Annotated in this window: 18 protein-coding genes; 7 read left to right on the top strand and 11 right to left on the bottom strand. The window is 49.5% G+C overall.

The window, feature by feature from the left end:
• Window positions 1-539: 539 nt before the first annotated feature.
• Window positions 540-1,181, bottom strand: coding sequence for an NAD(P)-dependent oxidoreductase (locus KJS65_RS25905; protein ID WP_213652728.1), 642 nt, complete (start codon window positions 1,179-1,181; stop codon window positions 540-542).
• Between the two features lie 176 nt (window positions 1,182-1,357).
• On the opposite strand from KJS65_RS25905, the gene KJS65_RS25910 reads away from it, so the two are divergent.
• Window positions 1,358-1,792 carry an Rrf2 family transcriptional regulator gene (locus KJS65_RS25910; RefSeq protein WP_213652729.1) on the top strand — a complete coding sequence of 145 codons (435 nt, stop codon included), beginning with the start codon at window positions 1,358-1,360 and terminating at the stop codon, window positions 1,790-1,792.
• Window positions 1,793-1,853: 61 nt separating this feature from the next.
• On the opposite strand, the gene dhaS is transcribed toward KJS65_RS25910, so the two are convergent.
• Window positions 1,854-2,441, bottom strand: coding sequence for a dihydroxyacetone kinase transcriptional activator DhaS (dhaS, locus tag KJS65_RS25915; RefSeq protein WP_213652730.1), 588 nt, complete (start codon window positions 2,439-2,441; stop codon window positions 1,854-1,856).
• Window positions 2,442-2,639: 198 nt separating this feature from the next.
• On the opposite strand from dhaS, the gene KJS65_RS25920 reads away from it, so the two are divergent.
• Complete coding sequence (locus tag KJS65_RS25920) at window positions 2,640-4,235, top strand: oleate hydratase (RefSeq protein ID WP_213652731.1); 1,596 nt, start codon at window positions 2,640-2,642, stop codon at window positions 4,233-4,235.
• A 129-nt stretch (window positions 4,236-4,364) separates the two neighbouring features.
• Here the strand turns inward: KJS65_RS25920 and KJS65_RS25925 are convergent, their stop codons facing one another.
• Window positions 4,365-5,192, bottom strand: a complete 828-nt coding sequence (locus KJS65_RS25925) for an AraC family transcriptional regulator (RefSeq protein ID WP_244864822.1) — start codon at window positions 5,190-5,192, stop codon at window positions 4,365-4,367.
• A 160-nt stretch (window positions 5,193-5,352) separates the two neighbouring features.
• Between KJS65_RS25925 and KJS65_RS25930 the strand changes: the two genes are divergently transcribed.
• The 4 genes from KJS65_RS25930 to KJS65_RS25945 are packed head-to-tail and all read left to right on the top strand — an operon-like array spanning window position 5,353 to window position 9,544.
• The gene (locus KJS65_RS25930) at window positions 5,353-6,516 is read left to right on the top strand and encodes a Gfo/Idh/MocA family protein (protein ID WP_213652732.1); all 1,164 of its coding nucleotides are present in this window, start codon (window positions 5,353-5,355) and stop codon (window positions 6,514-6,516) included.
• Window positions 6,517-6,536: 20 nt separating this feature from the next.
• A complete protein-coding gene (locus tag KJS65_RS25935) occupies window positions 6,537-7,394 on the top strand; it encodes a sugar phosphate isomerase/epimerase family protein (RefSeq protein WP_213652733.1) in 858 nt (285 codons plus the stop codon).
• Window positions 7,391-8,470, top strand: a complete 1,080-nt coding sequence (locus KJS65_RS25940) for a Gfo/Idh/MocA family protein (RefSeq protein ID WP_213652734.1) — start codon at window positions 7,391-7,393, stop codon at window positions 8,468-8,470. Before KJS65_RS25935 ends, KJS65_RS25940 begins: the two co-directional genes overlap by 4 nt.
• A 51-nt stretch (window positions 8,471-8,521) precedes the next feature.
• Window positions 8,522-9,544, top strand: coding sequence for a Gfo/Idh/MocA family protein (locus KJS65_RS25945; RefSeq protein WP_213652735.1), 1,023 nt, complete (start codon window positions 8,522-8,524; stop codon window positions 9,542-9,544).
• 289 nt (window positions 9,545-9,833) lie between these two features.
• On the opposite strand, the gene KJS65_RS25950 is transcribed toward KJS65_RS25945, so the two are convergent.
• A complete protein-coding gene (locus KJS65_RS25950; protein WP_213652736.1) occupies window positions 9,834-10,103 on the bottom strand; it encodes a NifU N-terminal domain-containing protein in 270 nt (89 codons plus the stop codon).
• Window positions 10,104-10,492: 389 nt separating this feature from the next.
• Here KJS65_RS25950 and KJS65_RS25955 point away from each other — a divergent pair, with 389 nt between their 5' ends.
• A complete protein-coding gene (locus KJS65_RS25955; RefSeq protein ID WP_213652737.1) occupies window positions 10,493-11,257 on the top strand; it encodes an SGNH/GDSL hydrolase family protein in 765 nt (254 codons plus the stop codon).
• A gap of 80 nt (window positions 11,258-11,337) precedes the next feature.
• On the opposite strand, the gene KJS65_RS25960 is transcribed toward KJS65_RS25955, so the two are convergent.
• The 7 genes from KJS65_RS25960 to lacZ all read right to left on the bottom strand — a co-directional run bounded on the left by KJS65_RS25960 (window position 11,338) and on the right by lacZ (window position 23,621).
• A complete protein-coding gene (locus KJS65_RS25960) occupies window positions 11,338-13,779 on the bottom strand; it encodes a glycogen/starch/alpha-glucan phosphorylase (protein ID WP_213652738.1) in 2,442 nt (813 codons plus the stop codon).
• A gap of 26 nt (window positions 13,780-13,805) precedes the next feature.
• Window positions 13,806-14,909 (bottom strand): glucose-1-phosphate adenylyltransferase subunit GlgD, encoded by a 1,104-nt coding sequence (glgD, locus tag KJS65_RS25965; RefSeq protein WP_213652739.1) that lies wholly within the window; start codon window positions 14,907-14,909, stop codon window positions 13,806-13,808.
• Window positions 14,910-14,931: 22 nt separating this feature from the next.
• Window positions 14,932-16,107 (bottom strand): glucose-1-phosphate adenylyltransferase, encoded by a 1,176-nt coding sequence (locus KJS65_RS25970; RefSeq protein WP_213652740.1) that lies wholly within the window; start codon window positions 16,105-16,107, stop codon window positions 14,932-14,934.
• A 563-nt stretch (window positions 16,108-16,670) separates the two neighbouring features.
• A complete protein-coding gene (gene gcvPB, locus KJS65_RS25975) occupies window positions 16,671-18,248 on the bottom strand; it encodes an aminomethyl-transferring glycine dehydrogenase subunit GcvPB (protein WP_213652741.1) in 1,578 nt (525 codons plus the stop codon).
• Window positions 18,249-18,266: 18 nt separating this feature from the next.
• Window positions 18,267-19,676, bottom strand: coding sequence for an aminomethyl-transferring glycine dehydrogenase subunit GcvPA (gene gcvPA, locus KJS65_RS25980; RefSeq protein ID WP_213652742.1), 1,410 nt, complete (start codon window positions 19,674-19,676; stop codon window positions 18,267-18,269).
• Between the two features lie 47 nt (window positions 19,677-19,723).
• Window positions 19,724-20,506, bottom strand: a complete 783-nt coding sequence (locus KJS65_RS25985) for an SDR family NAD(P)-dependent oxidoreductase (protein WP_213652743.1) — start codon at window positions 20,504-20,506, stop codon at window positions 19,724-19,726.
• Window positions 20,499-23,621, bottom strand: a complete 3,123-nt coding sequence (gene lacZ / locus KJS65_RS25990; RefSeq protein ID WP_244864824.1) for a beta-galactosidase, LacZ type — start codon at window positions 23,619-23,621, stop codon at window positions 20,499-20,501. The genes KJS65_RS25985 and lacZ overlap by 8 nt, the downstream gene beginning before the upstream one ends.
• Between the last annotated feature and the right edge of the window lie 18 nt (window positions 23,622-23,639).

The following is a 23,639-nucleotide window of genomic DNA, read 5'->3' on the forward strand; positions in this document are numbered from 1 at the left end:
AGCGTTCGTCCTGAGCCAGGATCAAACTCTCCAAGAAAGTTGATAGCTCATTTTGAAACTGACGAGATATAATGAAATTTTGAATTAAGCAATGCTAATCAAAATATTCATTACTGTTAATCTCATTCGTGCTCCTCCATCGATTCAGACAGAAGTCTTGAACCCGATGATCTCGCGTTTCGGCTTTGCAAGCAAAGCCTGTATCTCACTCGTTGTTCAGTTTTCAAAGATCAAATTCTTTCGTTTTCGAAGCCGCTCAGTTGTCTCAGCAGCAACTCTTATATAATACCATGTTCTTTCGAGCTTTGCAAGAACTTTTTTTAAATTCTTTTTTCGAGCTCTCTTTAATTCATTTCCGATCGATTATCATCGGCCGGATTTATAATGTACCATGATTAAATACGTATAGCAAGCGACAAAATTTTACATTTGCTGACTTGTTCTTCTTTATATCTTCTCACAGCGTACACCCCACAGTAATAATCTCAGCCCGAGCAATAACCGCCCGGGCTGAGATTATATATTTTGCTTCTATATAGTTAGTTATGCTCGCCTACTACTGTAAAACGCGCATTCACATGTTTAGGGTTTTCTATTTCATCAACCACTGCAATCGCATAATCGGCGTAGCTGATATAGCTCTCCCCCTTGGAATTCGTCAGCAGGTGGTCTTTACCCGCCTGATAGCTTCCTGTTCTTTTACCTTCATGATCAAAAAATGCGGAAGGACTGAGGAATGTCCATGTGATTCCTTCGGACTGCTGCAGGTCCTCCAGATTTTTGCCCTGGTTGGAGGCTGTCGGATAATACATGCTCGGAAAATCCGGTGTATCCATCACCTTAAGGGTTTTAGCTTCATCAGCAAACAGGCTGCCTGCTCCACCGACAACAAATAATTTCGTATGTGGAGCGCCTTTTAATGCCTGAATAAGAGATCTGCCCGCTTCCACATGCATCTGCTCGCTGCCAGGAGGCGCTTGAAAAGCATTCACCACGACATCAAATGATTTCAAATCCTCTGCTTTTAAATTGAAAAGATCTTTTTCAACTACCGCAGGATACTCACCTTGTAATCGGGATGCGTTTCTGACGATTGCCGTTACTTCATGCCCACGGTTCACAGCCTCCTGATAAATTAAGCTTCCCGCTTTGCCGCTTGCACCGATAACTCCGATTTTCATTTATTATTCCTCCCCAAATGATTGTATGGTTAGTTGTAATTATTTTCGTTACATGTAACCATAATAATTACAAGTGGATGTTTTGTCAACTATTCTCTGGGCTTATTTACTTGTAACGGTAGTATGGGCGTGATATAAATGATTATATTCGTATAGGAAGAAAGAAGGGATGTACCGTGTCCATCAGCAGCAGATTTTCTGTCGCGATACACATTTTGAGCTTGCTGGCGATTAATAAGGATAAAGCAACCAACACCTCAGAATACCTTGCCGGCAGCGTCAATACTAATCCCGTTGTCATTCGTAAAGTCATGAGTATGCTAAAGGGAGCAGGGCTCGTTCATGTACGTGCAGGAGTAGCCGGGGCTACGCTTGCTAAGGAACTTTCAGAAATTACCCTCTTAGATGTATACAAAGCCGTAAACGTCGTCGCCGAGAACGATTTGTTCAGCTCTCATGAGCATCCCAATCCGGATTGCATTGTCGGCAGAAATATTCAGCAATCGTTGACCAAACAATTTTCCGCCGCGCAAAAGGCTATGGAACGCTCCCTCGAGATTGTTACTCTTGAAGACGTTGTTCAAGACATTCTCCAATCCGATAACGTATAAGATTCTTCTATAGATATGATCATTAAAAAGCCGACTGCAAATGCAGCCGGCTTTTTACCTTTTATTTTCCCGTATCCGTCGGTTGACTCGAGCCTTCATAACGCATCAAAGCAGGCTGCAGCGTTCCAGTAACGATATCACGAATCCGCTCCACGATCTCTTCCGGCCTCTCCTTCATGCTCCCTTTCACCCACTTCACGACAATCCCCACAAATGCGAAGGTGTAAAAATCGGCAATGAAGCTCTGATCTGCCTGTGATATGTTCCGTTTGAAGGACACCTCATGAACGACACTCATAATCAAATTATGTGTGGCTTCGAACAAATAACCGCCAAAAGCATTTTGGCCTGGTGTGTTCAGCGCATTGATGTAAAAGATGCGGTTGTCACCCAAGTAGGATAATATTCTGCTGATGCCATCCGTCCAGCGCTCATAGTCGCTGCAGTCCGAAATGCTTTCTACTGCCTCCGTGTAATAGATCCAATTGACCAGGTCAAACTTGTCCTTGAAATGATAATAGAACGTCTGCCGGTTAAGACCGCAGTGGTCTACAATTTGTTTGACGGAAATTTTCGATAACGGATATATCGCAGTCAATTCTTTTAATGAGGCTGCAATCGCCCGCTTGGTAATCTGTGATTCCGACATGGCGGTCACCTCGAATCTAATTGGCTAGAATTAAAAACTATCAATATTATAAAATATTCTCTTTCGCCGGGAAAAGATGCAGACGATTTTCGCAATTTGCCTAATTTTCATACACTCTTCCCATATTGTCTAAAAGAAATCTGTTTCTCTATCTGCTCTCCGCCTTAAGTACAGATATATAAGGAGGAGAGATTAATCATGCTGAATCAAGAGAAATGTAATGCACACGAACGAAAAGCCTACTTTATTGGAGGAGGCATCGCTTCATTGGCCGGAGCCGTCTTCCTGATTCGTGATGGTGGAATGGACGGAAGAAACATTCATATTCTCGAGGATCTGGGCATTAATGGTGGAGCACTCGACGGAATTGGCAGCGGAAATCAAGACTATGTCATCCGCGGCGGCCGGATGCTCAACGAGCCCACTTATGAATGCACCTGGAACCTGCTCGCTGACATTCCCTCTATAGATCGTCCGGGTAAGTCCGTTAAGGATGAGATCCATGATTTCACGGCACAATACCCAACCCATGCAAAAGCACGACTGATAGATCGCACACGCCAAATTGTCGATGTGAAGCATATGGGCTTCTCTAATGAGGATCGGCTGGATATAAGCAAGCTGTTGATTGAATCAGAAGAAGATCTTGGGGCCAAGCGGATTAACGAGTGGTTTTCGGAGCATTTTTTCAGTACTAACTTTTGGTACATGTGGGCAACCATGTTCGCATTCCAGCCCTGGCACAGCGCTGTTGAATTTAAACGTTATATGATCCGCTTCATGCATGAATTCCACCGGATTGATACACTGGCAGGCGTTGCACGTACACCATATAATCAATACGACTCCATTGTGCTGCCAATTCAGAAATGGCTGGAGAAGCAAGGTGTACAGTATTCGTTGAATACGACAGTCACGGACATTGATTTTGCCGGAGATGGATCACTGCGAACTGCTGAACGCATTCATTACCGCCAAGCGAATCATACCGGAGAAATCTTAGTAAGCCCGGAGGATATGGTCTTTTTCACCAATGGTTCCATGACCGAGAATTCGGATCTTGGCGGCATGGACCGTGCCCCCGTACTAAAAGACAAAGGACCATCATTTGGCTTGTGGGACAAGCTGTCCGCTAAACAGCCGGGCTTCGGCAATCCCGCAGCCTTTAGCAACAATATTACTCAGTCCAAGTGGGAGTCGTTTACCGTAACCTGTAGAAACCCGCTTTTCTTCCGGCGTATGGAAGAGTTCACAGGCAACGAGGCCGGAACCGGTGCTTTGGTAACCTTTAAGGATTCCAACTGGCTTATGTCCGTCGTGCTGGCTCACCAACCACATTTCCGCAATCAACCCGACGATATCCAGGTATTTTGGGGTTACGGCCTGACCGGAGACCGGAAGGGCAATTATGTCGACAAAACGATGGCCGAATGCACGGGTGCGGAAATCCTGACAGAGCTGTGCGGTCATCTCCGCTTCATGGATGATTTGCCGCTTTTACTGGAAACCTCCGATGTTATTCCTTGCATGATGCCGTTTATTACGAGCCAGTTCATGCCTCGCGTCAAAGGTGATCGTCCTGATGTCGTGCCGGAAGGCAGTACCAATTTTGCATTCCTTGGGCAGTATACGGAGATTCCGGAGGATGTCGTCTTTACGGTTGAATACTCGGTACGCAGTGCCATGACGGCGGTATATAAGCTGCTCAATATTGAAAAGGATATTCCTCAGCCATACAAAGGGCAGCATAGTCCCAAGGTATTGTTCGAATCATTGGTTACCGCCCTGCGATAATTTATACAAAACATGAGGTGATTTCTCCGTTTTCCGGGAAGTCACCTCATTGCTGTATTGGGGAGAGATTTTACTCCGTCTGGAGTCCTGGCTCAAGCTTTTGCATAGGATCAAGGACAGCAAGTTTTTTCATCGTGTGCAGGCCCGGTACGCCGAAGGTGATAGCCCGGTATGTCCTTTAAACAGCCTGGAAAAATAGGCGAGCTGCATGCCAAGTTGATCGGCAATATCCGAGATAGCGGCATCCGTGTAGGAAAGCAGCCGCTTGGCCTCTTCCATCCGTTTGCGCTGAACGTAGTGCATGGGCGTAACTCCCATAATCTTTTTGAAATAAGGAATAAAATAATTCGGATGCAGATGCACGATTTCCGCCAGCAGCTCGATTTCCATCGGTTCATGCAAATGCCTGTGAATATAATCCAGCACATTCCCAAGCTTGCTTGTTTCCGTCTGCTGTAAAAAATCCTTCCAAAAATCCGTATAGCCTCCATCCTCCAGACAACAGGCAAGCATCGTCAGCAGACATGCCTGTGCACGAAGCACCGAAAAGGGGCCGCCTTGATGAAATAACTCCACCAATTCCATGAAGATGCGCTCAATAAACTCGGGGTTCTTCGCATCACAAATATAGAGCTTGCTGTCAGCCGAGAACAGGGGCCACTCTCCCACCTGTGCATCAAAATGGCAAAAATAGCGCGTATACGGATCATCCTGTTCCGTTAAAGCCCTTTGATTCGTGCCCGCAGGCATGATCATCATCTGATTGGGTTTTGGCTCATAGGAGACGCCATTCAGAACAACCGAGCCTCTGCCTTCCGCAATAAAATAGAGCCGGTGAAATGACGGGGCTATCTCCGTCCGGTTCCATCCGTGAAACCCTTTTCTGTGTTGGGCGTAGCTAATATTCACGGTCAGGCTTTCCGGCAGTCGGCCGGTCATATCCAGTGATTGTTCCAAGAAGTATCCCCTCCCTGTTTCATTAGCTTTATTGTAACACTAGGATTTATCCGAAACACCTTAATTTTGTGCAAAACCCTCTTAATTCAGGTCATTCTCATATGCTTCGATTCAAGCTAAGCTTATGGGGAATAGCAGATATGAGAGGTGGAATTCGGGCATGGATAACGTACGCTTTGGCATTATCGGAATAGGAAACATGGGCTCTACACACGCGCTGAGTCTCAGCGGGGATATTAAGGGCGCTGAGCTGACAGCGGTTTGCGACACGAATCCCGAACGTCTGAATTGGGCGAAAAACAATTTGCCCGGATCCGTGCAGCTTTTTGATACGCCTGAAGCTTTCTGGGCTTCCAAGATAATGGACACAGTGCTGATTGCTACCCCCCATTACGACCATCCGGGCATGGCGATCCAGGCATTTGAAAACGGTTACCATGTGCTGGTGGAAAAACCCGCTGGCGTATATACCAAAGCCGTTAAAGATATGAACGAGGCCGCTGCCAAATCCGGCAAGCAGTTCGGCATTATGTATAACCAGCGCACCAATCCGCTCTATGCCAAGCTCCGTGACCTGATCCAATCCGGCGAACTCGGAACCGTACGAAGAACGAACTGGATCATCACCAACTGGTACCGTTCGCAGAGCTACTATAATTCGGGCGGCTGGCGCGCAACCTGGGCTGGAGAAGGCGGCGGCGTGCTGCTGAATCAGGATCCCCACCAGCTGGATCTTTGGCAGTGGACGACTGGCATGATGCCTAAGCGGGTACGGGCGTTTTGCCAATTCGGCAAATACCGAAACATTGAGGTTGAAGACGATGTTACCGCATATGTAGAATACGAGAACGGCGCCACGGGCGTGTTTGTGACGACGGTCGGCGAAAGTCCAGGAACGAACCGTTACGAGATCAGCGGTGATAACGGCAAAATCGTCATTGAAGAAGGCAAGCTGACTTTCTGGCGTTTGCGCGTGCCGGAGCCTCAGTTCAACCGTGAATATACAGGCGGATTTGGTCAGCCTGAGTGCTGGACATGCGATATCCCGGTTCCTGACGGACATGGACCGCAGCATAAGGGGATTCTGCAGAATTTTACGAATGCCCTCCTTCATGGAGAAAAGCTGCTTGCTCCAGGCGAGGAAGGTATCCTTGGACTGACGATATCCAATGCGATGCACTTGTCCGCCTGGACCGATAATTGGGTGGATCTGCCGCTGGATGAGGATCTTTTCCATGAAAAGCTTCAGGAAAGAATACGGAATTCCACCTTCCGTAAGGAGCAATCCGCTGAAACTGTTCTTAATGTCAAAGGAACGCATTAATCCCATAGGAGGCATGGATCATGAAACTTTCCGTATTTACTGTAGTCACTCCGGACCTCACTCCGGAAGAGCTTGTTAAAGCAGCCCGCGAGGCTGGGCTTGACGGCGTTGAATGGAGATTTAAGGAGGTACCGAAGGACGTTAATGGTGAAAAACCCTCCTTCTGGGGAAACAACCTTTGCTCCATCGATCCATCCCTTTCTGAGCCCGAGATGCTTAAGTTTAAAGAAATCACGGAAGCCGGGGGGCTTGAGGTTGTCAGCGTGACGCCTTATTTGAATGAGATGAATCTCGACGCTACCGAGCATGTATTCCATACTGCGCGACTGCTGGGTGCCAAAATGATCCGTGTCGGTGCAGCATCTTATGATGGGACCGGGTCTTATCCTGAGCTGTATGAGACTACAGTCCGCTACCTGAAAGAAGCCGAACGGATGGCTAAACAATATGGCGTGAAGGGTATCGTGGAAACGCATCACAGAACGATTGCGCCAAGCGCAAGTCTGGCTCACCGGCTTGTCAGCCACTGTGATCCCGACCACATCGGTGTGCTGTTTGATCCCGGAAACATGGTACATGAAGGCTACGAGAATTTCCGCATGGGGATGCAGCTGCTTGGCCCACACCTTGCCCATGTCCATGTAAAGAACGCCCACTGGGTTCAAGATGGCCGGCGCGAGGATGGAACGGCAAACTGGCGCTCCGAATGGGCGCCGATGCGGGAAGGCATCATCAACTTCGGTAGTTTGCTTCGGGACCTGAAAAGCGTTGGATATGACGGATACCTCGGCATAGAAGACTTCAGCGGACAATACGCCTCTGGAGAACTGCTGAAACAGTTTGGAGAGTTCATGCGCGAAAGGACTCAGGATCTATGACCACTTCAAAACAGGACGGAATGAACTATGCTCCGCAAGGGAAGCCCAATCATGTCGTCAAACCAGGCGAGTTCGTGTTCGCTGCGGCCGCTCTTGACCACGGCCATATCCAGGGTATGACCAAAGGACTCATCGAAGCAGGAGCTGTCCTTAAGTGGGTGTTCGACCCGGATCATGCCAAGGCAGCTTCCTTCGCTGCCAAGTTTCCGGGAGCTGTCGCTGCAGATCGTCTGGAGCAGATACTCGAGGATCCTGAAGTTCGTTTGGTCGCAGCGGCAGCTGTTCCTTCCGAACGCTGCGAGCTGGGGCTGCGGGTGATGGATGCCGGCAAAGATTATTTTACCGACAAGACCCCCTTCACAACATTGGAACAGCTGGAGGCCGCTCGGGCCAAGGTTCGGGAAACCGGCAAGAAGTACATGGTGTACTACAGCGAACGGCTTCATGTTGAATCCGCCGTATATGCCGGACAGCTGATCCGGGAAGGTGCGATCGGACGCGTGCTCCAGGTTACCGGATTCGGACCCCACCGCCTGAGTGCATCCACACGGCCGGAATGGTTTTTCCAAAAGGAGAAATACGGCGGCATTTTATGTGACATCGGCAGTCACCAGATCGAGCAATTTCTGTACTATGCCGGTTGCAAGGATGCAACAGTGCTCCAAAGCAAAATAGCTAACTACAACCATTCGGATTATCCGGAACTGGAGGATTACGGTGACGCTACGCTGGATGGCGACAACGGAGCCTCCCAATACTTCCGCGTCGACTGGTTTACGCCCGATGGTCTGGGTACCTGGGGGGATGGACGGACGTTTATTCTCGGAACCGATGGGTACATCGAGCTTCGAAAATATATCGATGTTGCAAGAGAGCCGGATGGTGACCATGTATATCTGGTCAATAAGGATGGTGAACAGCATTTTGCCGTTCACGGGCAGATCGGCTACCCGTTTTTCGGAGAGTTGATTCTAGACTGCCTGCATCGCACCGAGCATGCCATGACACAGGAGCATGCCTTTAAAGCCGCTGAGCTGTGCCTGAAAGCACAGAAAATGGCTCTCCGTATCTCCTAAACCATGAACTTGCAAAAAAAATCATATATTCACATGACAGGATGGGATTCCATGAATAAGACAGGAGCAGCCATCATCGGCTGCGGAGCCATTTTCCCCCTTCATGCCGATGCGATCATGGAGCTGGATCATGCAGAGCTGCGCATCGTGATTGATACAGATTTGGATAAGGCACAGGCGGCAGCAGAGCGTTACGGTGCCGAAGCAGCTGCTGATTACCGAATGCTTCTTGAACGGGAAGACATTCAGATTGTTCATTTATGTACTCCCCATCATATGCATGCTGAGATGGCCGTGCAGCTGCTGGCAGCCGGAAAGCATGTCCTGACCGAGAAGCCTATGGCCGAGAATCTTGGCGCGGCACAGGCCATGCTCGAAGCGGCGCAGAATAGCTCAGGGCAGCTGGGGATCACGTTCCAGAACCGCTATAATGCATCGTCGCAGATGATACATGAATATATCGCCTCAGGCGATCTGGGCAAGCTGATCTGCATGAAGGGTGTCGTTACTTGGCACCGTGACCATACTTACTACGGAAGTGCATCATGGAGAGGAAAATGGGCTACTGAGGGTGGCGGCGTACTGATTAATCAGACTCTCCATACTCTTGATCTGCTTCAGTGGTTTGGGGGTGCAGTCTCCTCGGTCAAAGGCAGTGTAACAACCGATGCGCTGGACGATATCATTGAGGTTGAAGACACCGCACACGCCTGCATTGACTTTAAGGGTGGTACGAGGGCGTTATTTTACGGTACGAACGCGTATGGCACGGATTCACCCGTCGAACTCGAAATCGTGTTTGAAAAAGGGACTTTATCGCAGCGGAGGGATATGCTGTATCTCTGGAAGAACGGTGTTGAAACCCGGCTGTGCGAACCGCCTCAAACCAGCACGGGAGGCAAATCTTACTGGGGAACAAGCCATCGGAAGCTGATAGCTGATTTTTATCAGCATGTGCGTGAGGATCGGCCTTTCTGGATCGATGCGAAGGAAGGCATCAAGGCGCTTAAGATTATAGATGATTTATACGACTATACCCGCAGCCGCAAGGGCTTAAGGTTTCCACCTGAATAAATAATCGCATGTTTAATCCATTTCATAATGGATTAAACATGCGATAACGAAGCGATATATAGACAAATAAAACCGTTTTGATCTATATATCCTCTTGATTAAAGCTGCTAACGGTATTATGAAATTGATTCGCTTAGATGAGTTTTGCAAAAAAACCCGATCCAATAAAAAGCTCCCATACAGATGAGTGCTTGCCTGAAGAGGCGCTGCGCCAATCTGTACGAGAGCTTTTTTTAATTAAGGATATTCGGTCCGCTAAAAGGTTATGGATCAGGATTGCACCCTATTTTTAAGCGTAAACCGAGTTAAATGCAGCCTCTACCTGTGGCAGAATGGTATCCCAGTCGGCATCCGGAGTCTTGCTGATCGTAACGAAGTCCTTGATCCCGAAAATGTTATCAATGCCTTCAATGCTGAGCAGGGCACTTGCGAGCGGGTGATCGGTTTGTTCGCCGCTCTTCAGGGATGTACTTTTGGGACCCTCAAAAAGAGTCGTATTCGTATTAATCTTAATGGAATTCGGATTGGGTGTGGCTTGGACATTATATTGTACTGTCATGTCATCACTCCTTTTTGGTGATTATAACATGCCGTGATCAGACTTACGAAATAAATCCGAACCCAACCGGACTTTACTTAAGTCTTTGGTGTATACATCTGACGAATTCTTCAGATTAAAATGCGTTATTGTTCCTGTCGTGCGGGGATAATAGGAATATACATGTTTCGACAAAATTATCCAACAGACCCTTCGCCTCCCAACGGAGTAAACTTGCTTTAGAGGAAGCGACTAAACTACAATAAGGAGAACAGGTATCGACAAACATGCATAAGAGATAGACCGCATTTATCGGAGGTTTTTCTTGCGGCATCAGGTTGCGGGTTCCTCGGGATTTATCCATTCTAATATCTTGAAATAAGAGTAAAATACGGAAACGGGGTGAAGCTGTGGGCGGGTTTAAACAGGATTTCGGGAATGATGGTGCCAAGTATATCGTATCCGGAGACTCCATCTCCAAAGGGGTCATTTATGATGAGGTTCGAAAAAAGTACGTGATTTTGGAGGACAATTATGTGTCCCTTCTTCAGAACAAACTGAAGGGTGCGGTCCGCAATACGGCAAGGTTCGGGAACACGCTGCTTAAGGGAATCACCAACCTGAAAAAAGATGTGCTGAAGGATAAGCCTAATATTGTTCTCATTGAGTACGGCGGTAATGATTGCGATTTTAACTGGAATGAAATAGCGATTGATCCCGATGCTGAGCATCATCCGAAAACCGATTTTAACATTTTCGAAAAAATGCTCACGGAAACAGTGAATGAGCTGAAGAGCCAGCAGATTATCCCGATTCTCATGAGCCTTCCCCCGTTGAATGCAGATAGTTATTTCAAATGGGTCAGCCAAAACAATCCCGAAGCGGAGAGAAATATTCTGAAGTTTCTAGGCAGCGTCACTAAAATCTATTGGTGGCAGGAACGCTACAATTCGACCATCCTGAAGGTTTCCGAGCTGACCAAGACCAAATACATCGATGTGCGCGGTGCATTTCTGGAGCATCCTGACTATACGCAATTCCTTTGTTCCGATGGTATTCATCCAAACCGGGAAGGTCACCGGATCATCTGTGATAAAGTGGTGGAGTTCGTCAAATCGAATTACAAGCATCTGCTGTTGGATAGCGGCAGTTCTAACCATATGGCTTATGAGTGAGTCCGAATGGGCACAAAAATAGCTGCCGGGATTCATCCGGGCAGCCATACCGGCAACCTGCCAAGGTTGCTTTTTTTGTGTTACACATGCAGCGACGATTGCACCGGATGGATATGCCAGATGTCTGACGCATAACGGTTAATCGTACAGTCGCTGGAAAAGTGTCCGGCGTGGGCGATATTCACTATGGATTTTGATGCCCAGGCCTGTTGATCCAAATAAGTCTGTTCAATGATTGCCTGCGTATCCGCATAGCTGCCAAAATCCCGAAGGACGAAGAACTCGTCATTATGATCCAGAATGGACTGATGAATGAGCCCGAACTCACGCTCATGACAGCAAAACGGTCCGGGAGACACCAGCTGATCCATGACTTGTTTGATCCTTGGATCCTGGTTATACATATCTCTCGCCAAATATCCGCCGTATCTGTAATAATTCAGTACTTCTTCTGATCGTAAACCGAACAGAAACATGTTTTCATCTCCGAGCATTTCATGCATTTCCACATTGGCGCCGTCCAGTGTACCAATCGTAAGCGCACCGTTCATCATAAACTTCATGTTGCCCGTACCGGATGCCTCTTTGCCGGCCGTGGAAATTTGCTCGCTCACATTGGCAGCGGGGATGATCTTCTCCGCCAAAGATACCGAATAATTTTCAAGAAACAGCACCTTCAGCTTGTCATTCACCTGCGGATCTTTGTTGACAACATCTGCGACCACATTAATCAGCTTGATAATACTTTTCGCCAGATAGTACCCCGGTGCTGCCTTGGCACCGAATATAAACGTCCGTGGCACACGGTCTGCCGATGGACGATCCTTGATCTCGTTATATAAGTGCATGACATGCAAAATGTTCATCAGCTGTCTTTTGTATGCGTGAAGCCGCTTCACCTGAACATCGAAGATGGAATCCGGATCAACTGTAATCCCCTGCTTCTGCTCAATGTACGCGGCAAGACGCAGCTTGTTGTTACGCTTGATACCCATGATTTTATCTTGGAATGAAGAATCATGTTTGAGCGGCTCCAGATCAAGCAGTTGATACGGATGCGTGATCCAGCCCGTGCCAATGCTCTCGCTGATGAGATGACTGAGCTCCGGATTCGCATGCATCAGCCAGCGACGATGGGTGATGCCGTTCGTTTTGTTATTAAAGCGTGCCGGAAACAAATCATAAAACGGCTTCATGACGTCGCTCTTCAACAAATCCGTATGCAGCTGAGCCACTCCGTTGACACTATAGCTGCCGACAATCGCCAAATGAGCCATTTTAACCTGGTCGCTCTCAATGATAGCCACCTCAGAAACCAGATTCTGTCTCGCCGGGAACCTTTCTAACAGCATGCCGCAAAAGCGTTTATTAATTTCTTCGATAATCATATACACTCGAGGCAGGAGTTCGCGCATCATATTAACGGGCCACTTCTCCAGCGCTTCGCTAAGCAGCGTGTGATTCGTATATGATACCGTACGGGTCGTTACGTCCCATGCCTCATCCCATCCAAACCCTTTTTCATCAATCAAAATTCGCATGAGCTCCGGAATGACCAATGTCGGATGCGTGTCGTTGATATGGACGGCAATCTTGTTAGGCAAATCGCTATAAGGCAGTCCCTGTTTATCAAATGTGCGCAGCACACTTTGAAGTCCGGCCGAGCATAAAAAATACTGCTGTTTCAGGCGAAGCAGCTTGCCTTCATAGCCGGAATCATCCGGATACAGGAATTCGGAAATGGATTCCACGGAGCGGTTATAGTCCAAAAACTTATAATAGCTGTTCTGGCCCTCCATCCGCATTTTAGCCGGTTCCATCGCCGATTCGGCACTCCACAGCCGGAGGGTGTTCACATGAAGGTCACCGTACCCAATAACCGGAACATCATACGGCACAGCCCAGACCCTCTCGTAGTTGACTGTATTAAAAATGGTTCTGCCATCCTCTTCCCGAACCTCAACCTGTCCCCAAAAACGCACCTCAACCTTTTTATCCGCCCGGCGTTCTTCCCAAACATTGCTTTTCTGAAGCCAATCATCCGGAAGCTCGACCTGGTGGCCATCAATAATTTTTTGCTCGAACAGGCCGTACTTATACCGGATTCCGCAGCCGTGGCCCGCATATCCCAGGGATGCAAGGGAGTCCAGGAAGCATGCAGCAAGACGTCCCAGACCTCCGTTACCCAGACCTGCATCCGGCTCCTGTTCCTCGATTTCCTCCAAATTCCAGCCCAGCTCCAGCAGTCCGTCCCGAACGGTCTCGAGCATGCCTAGATTAAGCAGATTGTTACCCATCAAACGCCCGATTAAAAACTCCATCGAGAAGTAATATACCTGCTTCTCCTGCCGGGTTTTATACATCTGATTGGTCTCTGCCCACTCCCTTCCGATATATTCACGGATCAGCATGCCTAGAATTTTGTATATATCATCTGCGGTTGCCTCTTCAATGCTTTTTCCTAAACGACTAACCAATTGTTCCTTGAAAGCAGTTTTAAATAATTCCTTGTTGTTAAACAAAAGAAGTGTCCTCCTGACAATTAAGTTTAGATCGCAGTGTCTTTAGCAACAACAAAGGGCTTTCTCACATCGCCTTGAAGCTGGCGGCCCCTTGAAATAACGACGTCTTTGTCGAGAATAACGTTCTCAAGCACCGCATTCTCTTCAATGACGCATTTTTGCATAATAATCGAATTATGAACCCGGGCGCCTTCCTTCACCTGCACCCCGCGGAATAATATGCTGTTCTCGACAGCCCCGCCGATCTGGCAGCCGTTCGCCACCAGCGAATTGCTTACATCCGCTGTCTCGAGATATTTGGCCGGAACCTCATATTTGATCTTTGTGTGAACCGGCTGCTCCCGGAACAATGAATTGTATTTCTCAGGCTGAAGCAGGTCCAGGCTGTTGCGATAATAGCTCTCCAGCGAGTTGATGACCGCATGATATCCCTTGTATTCGTAACCGGCAATATTCAGCTTGTTCCGGTTTTTCTGGATGGCATCTCTGAAAAAGTGGCTTTCGCCATGGGCGATGCATTGTTTGACGAGTGTCAGGAACATCTCCTTCTCCATAATGAACATTTCCATATACACGTTGGCGTGATCCCGCTCTCGGTGGATATCGGTCACCCGTCCGCTTTCGTCTACATCCAGGCGGGTGCACGACTGGTGTTCCGGTTGAAGCTGATCAACCTTCGTGTAAATAAGAGTGACATCCGCCCCCTGCTCCAGGTGATGTTCATAGGCATCGCAGAAATCAACGTTGCTTAAATGCTGGCTTCCGGAATACACCACATATTTAGCCGAGCCACGCTCGAAAAAGTCCTGGTTGTTATGAATATGCTGTAGTTCACCCGTGGAAACATCCGAAGGATCATTCCAATCGGGAGGCAAAATGAACAGTCCGCCTCGTTTGCGGTCCAAATCCCACGGACGCCCCTCACCAAGATGATCCATCAGCGAGCGGTATTTGCGGCGGACAAACAGCGCGATATCCAGCACGCCTGCATGCATCATATTGGACATTACAAAGTCGATCAGCCGGTACCGTCCGGCAAAAGGTACAGCTGCCCCGCAACGGAAATAGGTTAGCTCATTTAATTGATCAAGCTCATGATCCAGATTAATGACTCCCATGAGTTGTTTCATGACGACACACCGTCCTTTTTTCTTAAATAGTGGGGGTTGGAAATGCGGCATTCGCGCTCGGTGCCGTTTCATGTTCATTCGTGATCAATAATATTTCGCTGTTATCTTCACGGCCAGCACCAATGACGGCACCGTCTTCAATCACCATATTCTCAGTAATGATTGCACGGTGAATGCGCACATTTCGGCCGATTTTCACCTGCGGCATGATAACGGAATCCGTCACCACGCTGCCCTCTCCCACTTCAACGCCATAAAAAAGAACAGAGTGATTCACCTCTCCATAAACGGAGCATCCCTCATTGATCATGCAATTTCGCACCTTCGCCCCAGGCGCAATATACTCGGCAGGCTGATTCGGGTTCCGTGTGTATATCCGCCATTCCGGATCATTCAAATTGAGCTCCGAATACTCCGACAGCAGATCCATGTTCGCTTCCCACAGGCTATCTATCGTACCGACATCCTTCCAGTAACCCTGGAACGGATAAGCATATAACGTTTTTTCTTCAGCGAGCATCAGCGGAATGATGTCTTTACCAAAGTCGTGGCTTGTATCCGGATGATCCAGATTTTGCAGCAAGTATTTCTTCAGAATATCCCATTTGAACAAATACACGCCCATGGATGCCAAGGTGCTTTTCGGCTTTGCCGGCTTCTCTTCGAACTCATAAATGCGCAGGTCATCATCTGTGTTTAAAATTCCGAAGCGCGTGGCTTCCTCCAAGGTGACATCAATGACCGAAATGGTGCAGTCGGCATTTTTCTCCTTGTGATAGTCCAGCATGCGTTCATAATCCATCTTGTATATGTGATCGCCGGACAAAATCAGCACATGCTCCGGATCGTATTGTTCAATAAACTTCAGGTTCCGGTAGATCGCATCTGCCGTACCCCGGTACCAGCTTGTTCCATCCTCACGCTCGTAAGGCGGCAGTACATAAACGCCCCCGCTTCGCCGGTCCATGTCCCAGTCGCTGCCGACCCCAATATATGAATGCAGCACGAGCGGCTCGTATTGGGTCAATACGCCCACGGTATCGATGCCTGAATTAGAGCAGTTGCTCAAAGGAAAATCAATGATCCGGTATGTACCTCCAAAATACACCGCAGGCTTTGCCAGCGTCTTGGTCAACCCTTTGAGACGTTTGCCCTGTCCACCTGCTAGCAGCATGGCCACTACTTCTTTTCTCTTCATGGCTGATTCTCCTTTATTCAAATTAAGGATTCGGTTAAAAATCCTGAAGACACGAATACGCAGCACAAAAATGACGGGCTGGTGTCATGGCTGCAATTCTCATATAGCGCCCGGCCATACGGACAGTGATCCCTATGCACTATTAAACGTGAAACTTGCTTGGTAATCCCAGTTGGTATACATTGGGTGAATTTCATGATTAAGAGAATGGACAGCATCATAGATGAGCCTGTTCATCGTATCCGGCCGCTTCGCGGACGAGCAGATCTTCAACAGGAATAAAAAAGAGGAAGAGAATTTCATTCATAGATGAGTAAGAGGTCAGGGCCGCATTCAGCGGCAGTTTCTTGCGGTAAAAAGAAGTGGTACTCTTGGAGTGTTACTTTATTATATCTTATGAAAAACATCTATAGAAGTATCTCGTGGGAGTTTCCCCGCTTATATTGAAAGTAATTATTGTTATATAGAGATGAAGGGCTCTATGAAGTTCAAATGCGTCTAAATACAAGAGAAAGAGACCTGGTAAACAGGTCTCTTTCTCTTGTTAAATAGCCGGATGAAAGTTATTTCTGCTCCTGCATCTCCGGCTGAGTTTTCTTTAAATATGCCCGCCAAGTGATACACCACTGCTTCGGATCGTCCAGCGATGATTCATCATTGCGGTGAACGGTACTGCTATGAGGGGCTGATTTTACGATATCCGGCTGCGTATAAGCTTCATTCGAGATATGTTCAAGCGTCTGGATGTATTCGTCCAGATCCTCCCTGGAGTACGATTCAGTAGGCTCCAGCGTAAACGGCTGCGGTACAATATAAGGGTGATGTGAAGTCCAGTAATGCAGACCGAAATCACACATCCGCCGCGTAATATCCTCCGTCGTGACTCCGGTCTCGTCCGTGAGCTGCTTCCAGCTGTAACGCACCTGCTCCAGGCGGCGACCTTTAATATAAGGAGCGCTCGCACCGCGGATCTGAAGAATTTTGTGATAGAGATAGTTGTTATTCAGCACCGCAACCTGGGCGACATCCTTCAGCCCTTCCGGACCGAGACTCATAATCCAGGCATAAGAGCGGAGCACGGTCTGGGCCACGCCGTGGAAGCTCCGTACCTTGCCGATACTGTCACCGGTTTGCTCCGTCAGAATATAACGTCCGTCTGCACTCTTGCCCACGAGTGGGCCAGGCAGGAACGGCTTCAGTTCTTCGGTAACACCCAGTGCCCCCGTCGCCGGTCCGCCGCACATATGTGGCGCCGCAAAGGTCTTATGAAGGTTGAAGAAGCACATGTCAAAGCCTGCTTCCTTCGCCCGTGTAATTCCAAGCAGACCATTGGCATTCGCCTGATCATAATAACAAACACCGCCGGCGGCATGCACCACATCCGTGAATTCACGGATACGATGATTGTAAATCCCCGTGTCTTCCGGGTTCGCCACGACGAAGCCTGCGGTCCGCTCGGAGACGGCGTTCTTCAGCTTCTCAAGATCCGGGAATCCGTCCTCATCCGGATGCAGTGTAATAATCTTGTAGCCCTTCACTGCAGCCGTCGCGGCCTGGGAGGGATGCGAGAAGATTGTCGTGATGATCTCATCACGCTGATCTCCTTCTCCGCGTGAGTCATGGTAGGCATGGACAATGGAAGCCATGGCCAGCAGCGCCTGCGTTCCACTGCTTGGCTGGAACGAGAAGGCATCCATGCCGGAAATCTCACGCATCGCCAGATCGAGATTATGGAATATCTCCAGCATTCCCTGCACGGAATCGACATGCTGCAGCGGATGCAGCTCAGTCATGCGTGGATTGCGGATCAGCATCTCGTTAATCCGGGGAATATATTTCATCGTGCAGGTCCCCTGCCCGATTTCGACGTTCATATCTGATCCAAGCGTTTCCTGAGACAGTCTCAGATAGTGCCGAAGCACCTTGGCCTGACCAATTTCCGGCAGGGCAGGAGCTGCACTCCGTCGCATAGATGCCGGGATGCTGTCTTCCGCACAGCCAACCGCAGCTGTTACGGCTTGTTCGGTTCCCGGCGGAATAACGCCCCGCTCTCCGGACCGGTGAAGCTCGAAAATAACCGGCTCATCCCATTTAGCATGGTGGAACTGACGGACCTTATGATCTCTACGTATCCGTTTCATAGCGCTGCCTCCTCCTTTTTATGATCCGTATGATGATGTGCTGACAATGGAGCGAATTGCTTCCACTAGGCGGTCCAGATCTCCCTGCGTATGGATTTCCGTCACGCAGTACAGTGCGCACTGCCCCCACTCCGGATAAGCTGAAGACAAGTCTTTCCCTCCGAAAATACCTTCCTCCATCAAACGTTGGTTGATCTCGGCAACCGAAAGACCCGTATCATTAAAGTCAATGACGAATTCCTTGAAGAAGGCCCCGCTGAAACGGAGAGATACACCCGGAACCTCGGCGAGCTGCTTCGCAGCGTAATGCGATTTTTGAATAATAGTACCGCCGACCTCCTGCATTCCAGCCGGGCCAAGCAGTGACAAATATACGCCTGCCGTAATTCCCCATAAAGCCGTTTGGGTACCCACCGACTCCTTGCCTTTTTCCCGGAGCGCAAAGGATGTACGTTCATAAGCGACGTCCCCAAAGCCGTATTCCCCTTCTACTTCAGTTGGCACGATTCCAAACAGTCGTGAAGGATACTCCATCACATATTTCTCCTCATCACGTGTAGCGATGAAGCCCGCCTGTCCGCCGCCATAATTCATATGCATGCCCAGCGGCTGTAAATCTCCGCAAATGATATCTGCACCGTAACGTCCCGGCGGCTCCAGAACTCCGAGCGATATTGGATCAACCCCTACAATAGAAACGGCATTCGCGCCATGGGCAAGCTCCGAGATCTCGGCTCCCTGATCCTCAATGATCCCGAGGTAGCCGGGATTCTCAAAATACACGGCTGCAATGTCATTGCTTAATTTTCCGCGCAGGTCATCCAGATCGATCTGACCTGTTGCCGGATCGATCTCTACATACTGGATCTCCATGACCGGCGTGCAGTAATTACGGATAATTGCTGCTTTATCCGGATCAACCGAACGCGGCAGCAAGGCAGTTTTGCGACCTGTGATGCGGCCTGCCATGCGGATGGCGGTGGAAGCCGCCTGTGCCCAATCAAAAGTCGGAACATTCACGACATCCATATCCACCAGCTCAGCCAGCAGGCTTTGATATTCAAACAAGGCCTGGAATCTTCCATGGTCTTCGTAAGGCTCTCCGGCATAAGCGGTCACAAATTCAGAACGCTGGTTTATCTCGTCACATACGGCCGGAATAAAATGCTGCCAGCATCCGGCGCCAAGAAAATTGAGATAGTCCGCACCATGCTTGTTCTTCGCCAGCAAGCCGTCAATATGACGGCGCAGCTCGTATTCATTCATCGCTGGAGGAAGGTTCATCTCCCGGTTCAGCTTCAAGCTCTCGGGTATCGCGTCGTGAAGCTGATCCATGGATGTGAGGCCGATTTCCTTCAGCATCGCGTCCCGGACCTCCGGAACGGTATTGGGAATATAAGGATGGGCATAAGTTCTGTTGTCAGCCAAAATTAACGCCTCCGTTCTGTGTTGGAAAGAGAAATGATATATCCGTTCTAAGCGATGCCGCCTCCGTCTACGACGAGCACACTGCCGGTTACCCAGGAAGAAAGGTCGCTGGCAAGGAACAACACGGCATTGGCGATATCGCGTGGTGTGCCGAGGCGCTCCAGAGGGCGGCCGCCTGCCGAAGCGACCAGGAATGCGGCCTCATCCTGCTGCAGCTGCTTGGCTTCGTCACGCAGAAGCGGTGTATCCGTGTCTCCAGGCGATACGCAGTTAACGCGAATGTTCGAAGCACCATGATCGATAGCCATCGCTTTCGTCAGGTTGACGACGCCAGCCTTGGCCGCGCAGTAGGCTGCGGCACGGTCCCCGCCTTTCAAGCCCCAGCCGGAGCCGGTGTTAATAATGCTGCCGCCCCCGTTTTGCTCCATAATCGGAATCACATATTTAGAGAGGAGATAGACACCTTTGAGCGAGACGTCCAGCACAAGATCCCAATCTTGTTCATCCAGCTCGGTCACTGTTTTGCGGCGAATCACACCTGCGTTATTGAAAAGGATATGAATGCCCCCAAGAGCTGATCCGATCTCCGAGGCAACACGCTCGCAATCCGCTGCCGAGGTAACATTACAGCGGTAAAAGCTCGCCTGCCCTCCCTGTTCACGAATCCCAGCAGCGGCTTTTTCTCCTGCAGTCTCATTAATATCGATTAAGACGGCATGCGCTCCAAAATCCGCCAAAAGCTCGGCAGTGGCCAAGCCAATACCTGAAGCCCCGCCTGTAACGACAGCTACCTTACCTGATAAATTTAATACATCCTGTGTGTTAATCATCGTTCTCCTCCTCCGATTCTTGTTGTTTGGCTTCTGCTGCCAGCCGGCGGCTCATCCGTTCAGGCGAGCCGTCCTCTGCGAGGTAAGGCTGGAGCAGAATACGGAACTGGAATGGCTCCGGCTTTACGGAATGTTCCGGTGATTGTGCCGGTCCGCAGCTGTTGCTGCCCAGACCATTTTGCCGGTAATCCAAATTCAGAGTAATGAAGTCACGGGGCTTTAGATCACTCATATGCTGTGCCTCTTCCAGATCACCATCCGTATAACGTCTTGCACTGAACTCCAGCACTGGCGCGCCTGCTGCAAGCAGTCCGATCCCCGCTTCATCCACGATGGATACCCATCTGACATCGGTCCGATTGCCATTCTCCTGCGGGTAGATATATGGCGTGAACAATCCGTCCACAGTGCTCTGGTATACCCCGATGCGTCCAGCCTCCTTACTGTCCGAATAGCTCTCACCCGGACCACGACCGTACCATTTCACATGTTCCATATCCCCAGGGATCTGGAGCTGCAGCCCAATCTTCGGTAGCATAACCGGCGGTGTGCCTTCGGGAGTACCCTTCACGTCCATCGTCATGAGTCCACTTGCTGTGACCGTATAAGATATCTCGCAGCGGAAACCCCAATCGTGAACAGGAGGTGCGATGCGTGAGGTCCAGGTAACCTTTACCGCTGCTTCACCGAGCTGCTCCCACCGGAAGCCGTCGATCCGCTCTGTCAGCCTGTCGAGATGAGCCTTGCGCCAATCCGGGAGCACATACATGTCATTATCAATCGGCGCACGCCAGAAGTTCAGGCGCGGACCCCGCTGAATCAATTCCTTCCCATTGATGCAAAGTGATGCAATACCCGCCTGCAGCCGGTCGAAGGAAACGCGGAAGACATCATTGGAGAGGATCAGTCTGCGATCCTCCTCGTTAACGGATAATTTTTGCAATACAAGCGGCGCTGATATCCTTGATTCGTATAGGGACTGAGCCGGCAGTGCAAACTGTGCCCAGGCTACCTCATGTCCAGCTCTCGCCCAGCTGCAGTCAGCTCCCAGCGTAAATCCGACATTCAGCCACGCTTCCATACCTGCCTCTACGCTTTTCACCGGCTGACCCGCTTGGAGAGGAATCTCCAGCTCCGCATTTTCGCCTGGACCGATATGCGGAAGCGTGAGCATGCCGCTGCGTATTATGCATCCATCTGCCGTCACGCTGTAATTAGCCTGCAGATGATGAAGTGTCGCAAAGTCGTACCGGTTCGTAATACGGATTTTGCCTGCATCTATCATTTCGACCCTGACGGGTTCGATAATCTTCTTATATTCAATCAGTCCTGGTGAAGGCGTACGGTCCGGACGAATCAGCCCATCGATAACAAAGTTACTGTTATTCGGCACATCCCCATAATCTCCGCCGTAGGCATAATCATCCTTGCCGTCTGCCGTTTTCCGGCTCAAGCCATGGTCAATCCACTCCCAAACGAAGCCGCCCTGCAATCGGCGGTATGCATCGAAGGTATCGAAATAAGGCCGTAATCCCCCGGGTCCATTGCCCATCGCATGAGCGAATTCACACAGGATATGCGGCTTCGGATGATCCGTCATCTGACCGAAACCTATCATTTTCTCCACGGAAGAATACATTGTGCTTACTACATCGCATACTTCCGCTTCACGGTCTTCCTCATAATGAACCAACCGAGTCGGATCATTCTCTTTGCACCATTCGGACATCGCACGGAAGTTACAGCCGAAGCCGGACTCGTTGCCGAGTGACCAGAATATGACGGATGGGTGATTCTTGTCGCGTTCCACCATACGCCGGATCCGGTCTACGTAAGCATCCTTCCATGCCGGGTCGTCACTAAGACGCGAGATATTGCCCAGCGGCTCGAATCCATGGGTCTCCAGATCCGTCTCTTCCATGACATACAGTCCATATTCGTCACAGAGGTCATAGAACCGCGGGTCATTCGGATAATGCGCCGTACGTACGGCGTTAATATTATGCTGCTTCATCAGCTGGATATCTTGAAGCATGGTCGACAGCGTCACCGTACGCCCTGTATCCGGATGATGATCATGCCGGTTTACGCCTTTGAGCAGGATGGCCTTGCCGTTCACCAGGAACTGGCCATCCTTCACTTCCACACGCCTGAAGCCCACTCGCTGGGCGGTGATTTCCATGATTTGATCCTTCGCGTCCTGCACTGTAATAATCAGATGATATAAGTAAGGAGATTCAGCATTCCACAAGACAGGCTTTGCAACAGGCAGATTAAAATCGGCATGAGACAGGCTCGACAGTATTTGGTCAGCAGAGAGAACCAGTTCCCCTGCTTGGTCAATCAGTTGAAGCTGTACCTTCCCCTGAATGCTGCTGCCCGCCAGATCCAGGCGGACCGACAGCACCGCGTTAGCAAGTTCCGCATCCAGCTCCGTCACGACCCGATAGTCGGTGACCCGGACGGCAGAGGGCTCCGCAATCAGGTACACATCCCGGAAAATACCGCTCATCCACCACATATCCTGATCTTCAAGATAGCTGCCGTCGGACCATTGATATACCCTGACAGCCAAGCGGTTCACTCCCGGCTGCAAGAAAGATGTCAGGTCAAACTCCGTGGTCAAGCGGCTGCCCTGGCTATAGCCGACAAACGAGCCATTGAGCCATACATGAAAGGCGCTGTCCACGCCATCAAACTTGATCGATACGGTCCTTTCATCCCAGTGGGGAGGCAGTTCAAACTCACGCACATAACTCCCCGTCGGATTGTCATTCGGTACATGGGGCGGATCCACAGGGAACGGGTAAAGGAGATCTGTATAATGCGGATGTCCGTAGCCCTGCAGCTGCCAGTGTCCAGGTACACGGATGTCATCCCAGCCGGTGGTATCGCAAGTATTCTTATAAAAATCCTGTGGAGCCAGTTCAGGCATCCCGGAAAAATTGAATTTCCAAATTCCGTTTAGTGATTTGAACCACGGAGAACTTCCCCTGTCATAGCTCAAGGCACTGCCACGGTCTGAGTATGGTATAAAATAAGCTCTGCTCTTCGAGCGGTTTCTCTCCAGCACGCCAAGATTATCCCAATCGCGGTTGGTCATGATGTCATTCATGGTTCTCTTCCCTTCCTT

The organism is Paenibacillus sp. J23TS9 (assembly GCF_018403225.1).
Classification (GTDB): domain Bacteria; phylum Bacillota; class Bacilli; order Paenibacillales; family Paenibacillaceae; genus Paenibacillus_AQ.

What these genes read in the sequence shown, in the direction of transcription:
- lacZ (WP_244864824.1), bottom strand. Translation starts at nt 23,621, where the DNA reads ATGAATGACATCATGACCAACCGCGATTGGGATAATCTTGGCGTGCTG.
- glgD (WP_213652739.1), bottom strand. Translation starts at nt 14,909, where the DNA reads ATGAAACAACTCATGGGAGTCATTAATCTGGATCATGAGCTTGATCAA.
- KJS65_RS25970 (WP_213652740.1), bottom strand. Translation starts at nt 16,107, where the DNA reads ATGAAGAGAAAAGAAGTAGTGGCCATGCTGCTAGCAGGTGGACAGGGC.
- KJS65_RS25935 (WP_213652733.1), top strand. Translation starts at nt 6,537, where the DNA reads ATGAAACTTTCCGTATTTACTGTAGTCACTCCGGACCTCACTCCGGAA.
- KJS65_RS25920 (WP_213652731.1), top strand. Translation starts at nt 2,640, where the DNA reads ATGCTGAATCAAGAGAAATGTAATGCACACGAACGAAAAGCCTACTTT.
- KJS65_RS25930 (WP_213652732.1), top strand. Translation starts at nt 5,353, where the DNA reads ATGGATAACGTACGCTTTGGCATTATCGGAATAGGAAACATGGGCTCT.
- KJS65_RS25905 (WP_213652728.1), bottom strand. Translation starts at nt 1,181, where the DNA reads ATGAAAATCGGAGTTATCGGTGCAAGCGGCAAAGCGGGAAGCTTAATT.
- dhaS (WP_213652730.1), bottom strand. Translation starts at nt 2,441, where the DNA reads ATGTCGGAATCACAGATTACCAAGCGGGCGATTGCAGCCTCATTAAAA.
- gcvPB (WP_213652741.1), bottom strand. Translation starts at nt 18,248, where the DNA reads ATGAAACGGATACGTAGAGATCATAAGGTCCGTCAGTTCCACCATGCT.
- KJS65_RS25950 (WP_213652736.1), bottom strand. Translation starts at nt 10,103, where the DNA reads ATGACAGTACAATATAATGTCCAAGCCACACCCAATCCGAATTCCATT.
- KJS65_RS25985 (WP_213652743.1), bottom strand. Translation starts at nt 20,506, where the DNA reads ATGATTAACACACAGGATGTATTAAATTTATCAGGTAAGGTAGCTGTC.
- KJS65_RS25940 (WP_213652734.1), top strand. Translation starts at nt 7,391, where the DNA reads ATGACCACTTCAAAACAGGACGGAATGAACTATGCTCCGCAAGGGAAG.
- KJS65_RS25945 (WP_213652735.1), top strand. Translation starts at nt 8,522, where the DNA reads ATGAATAAGACAGGAGCAGCCATCATCGGCTGCGGAGCCATTTTCCCC.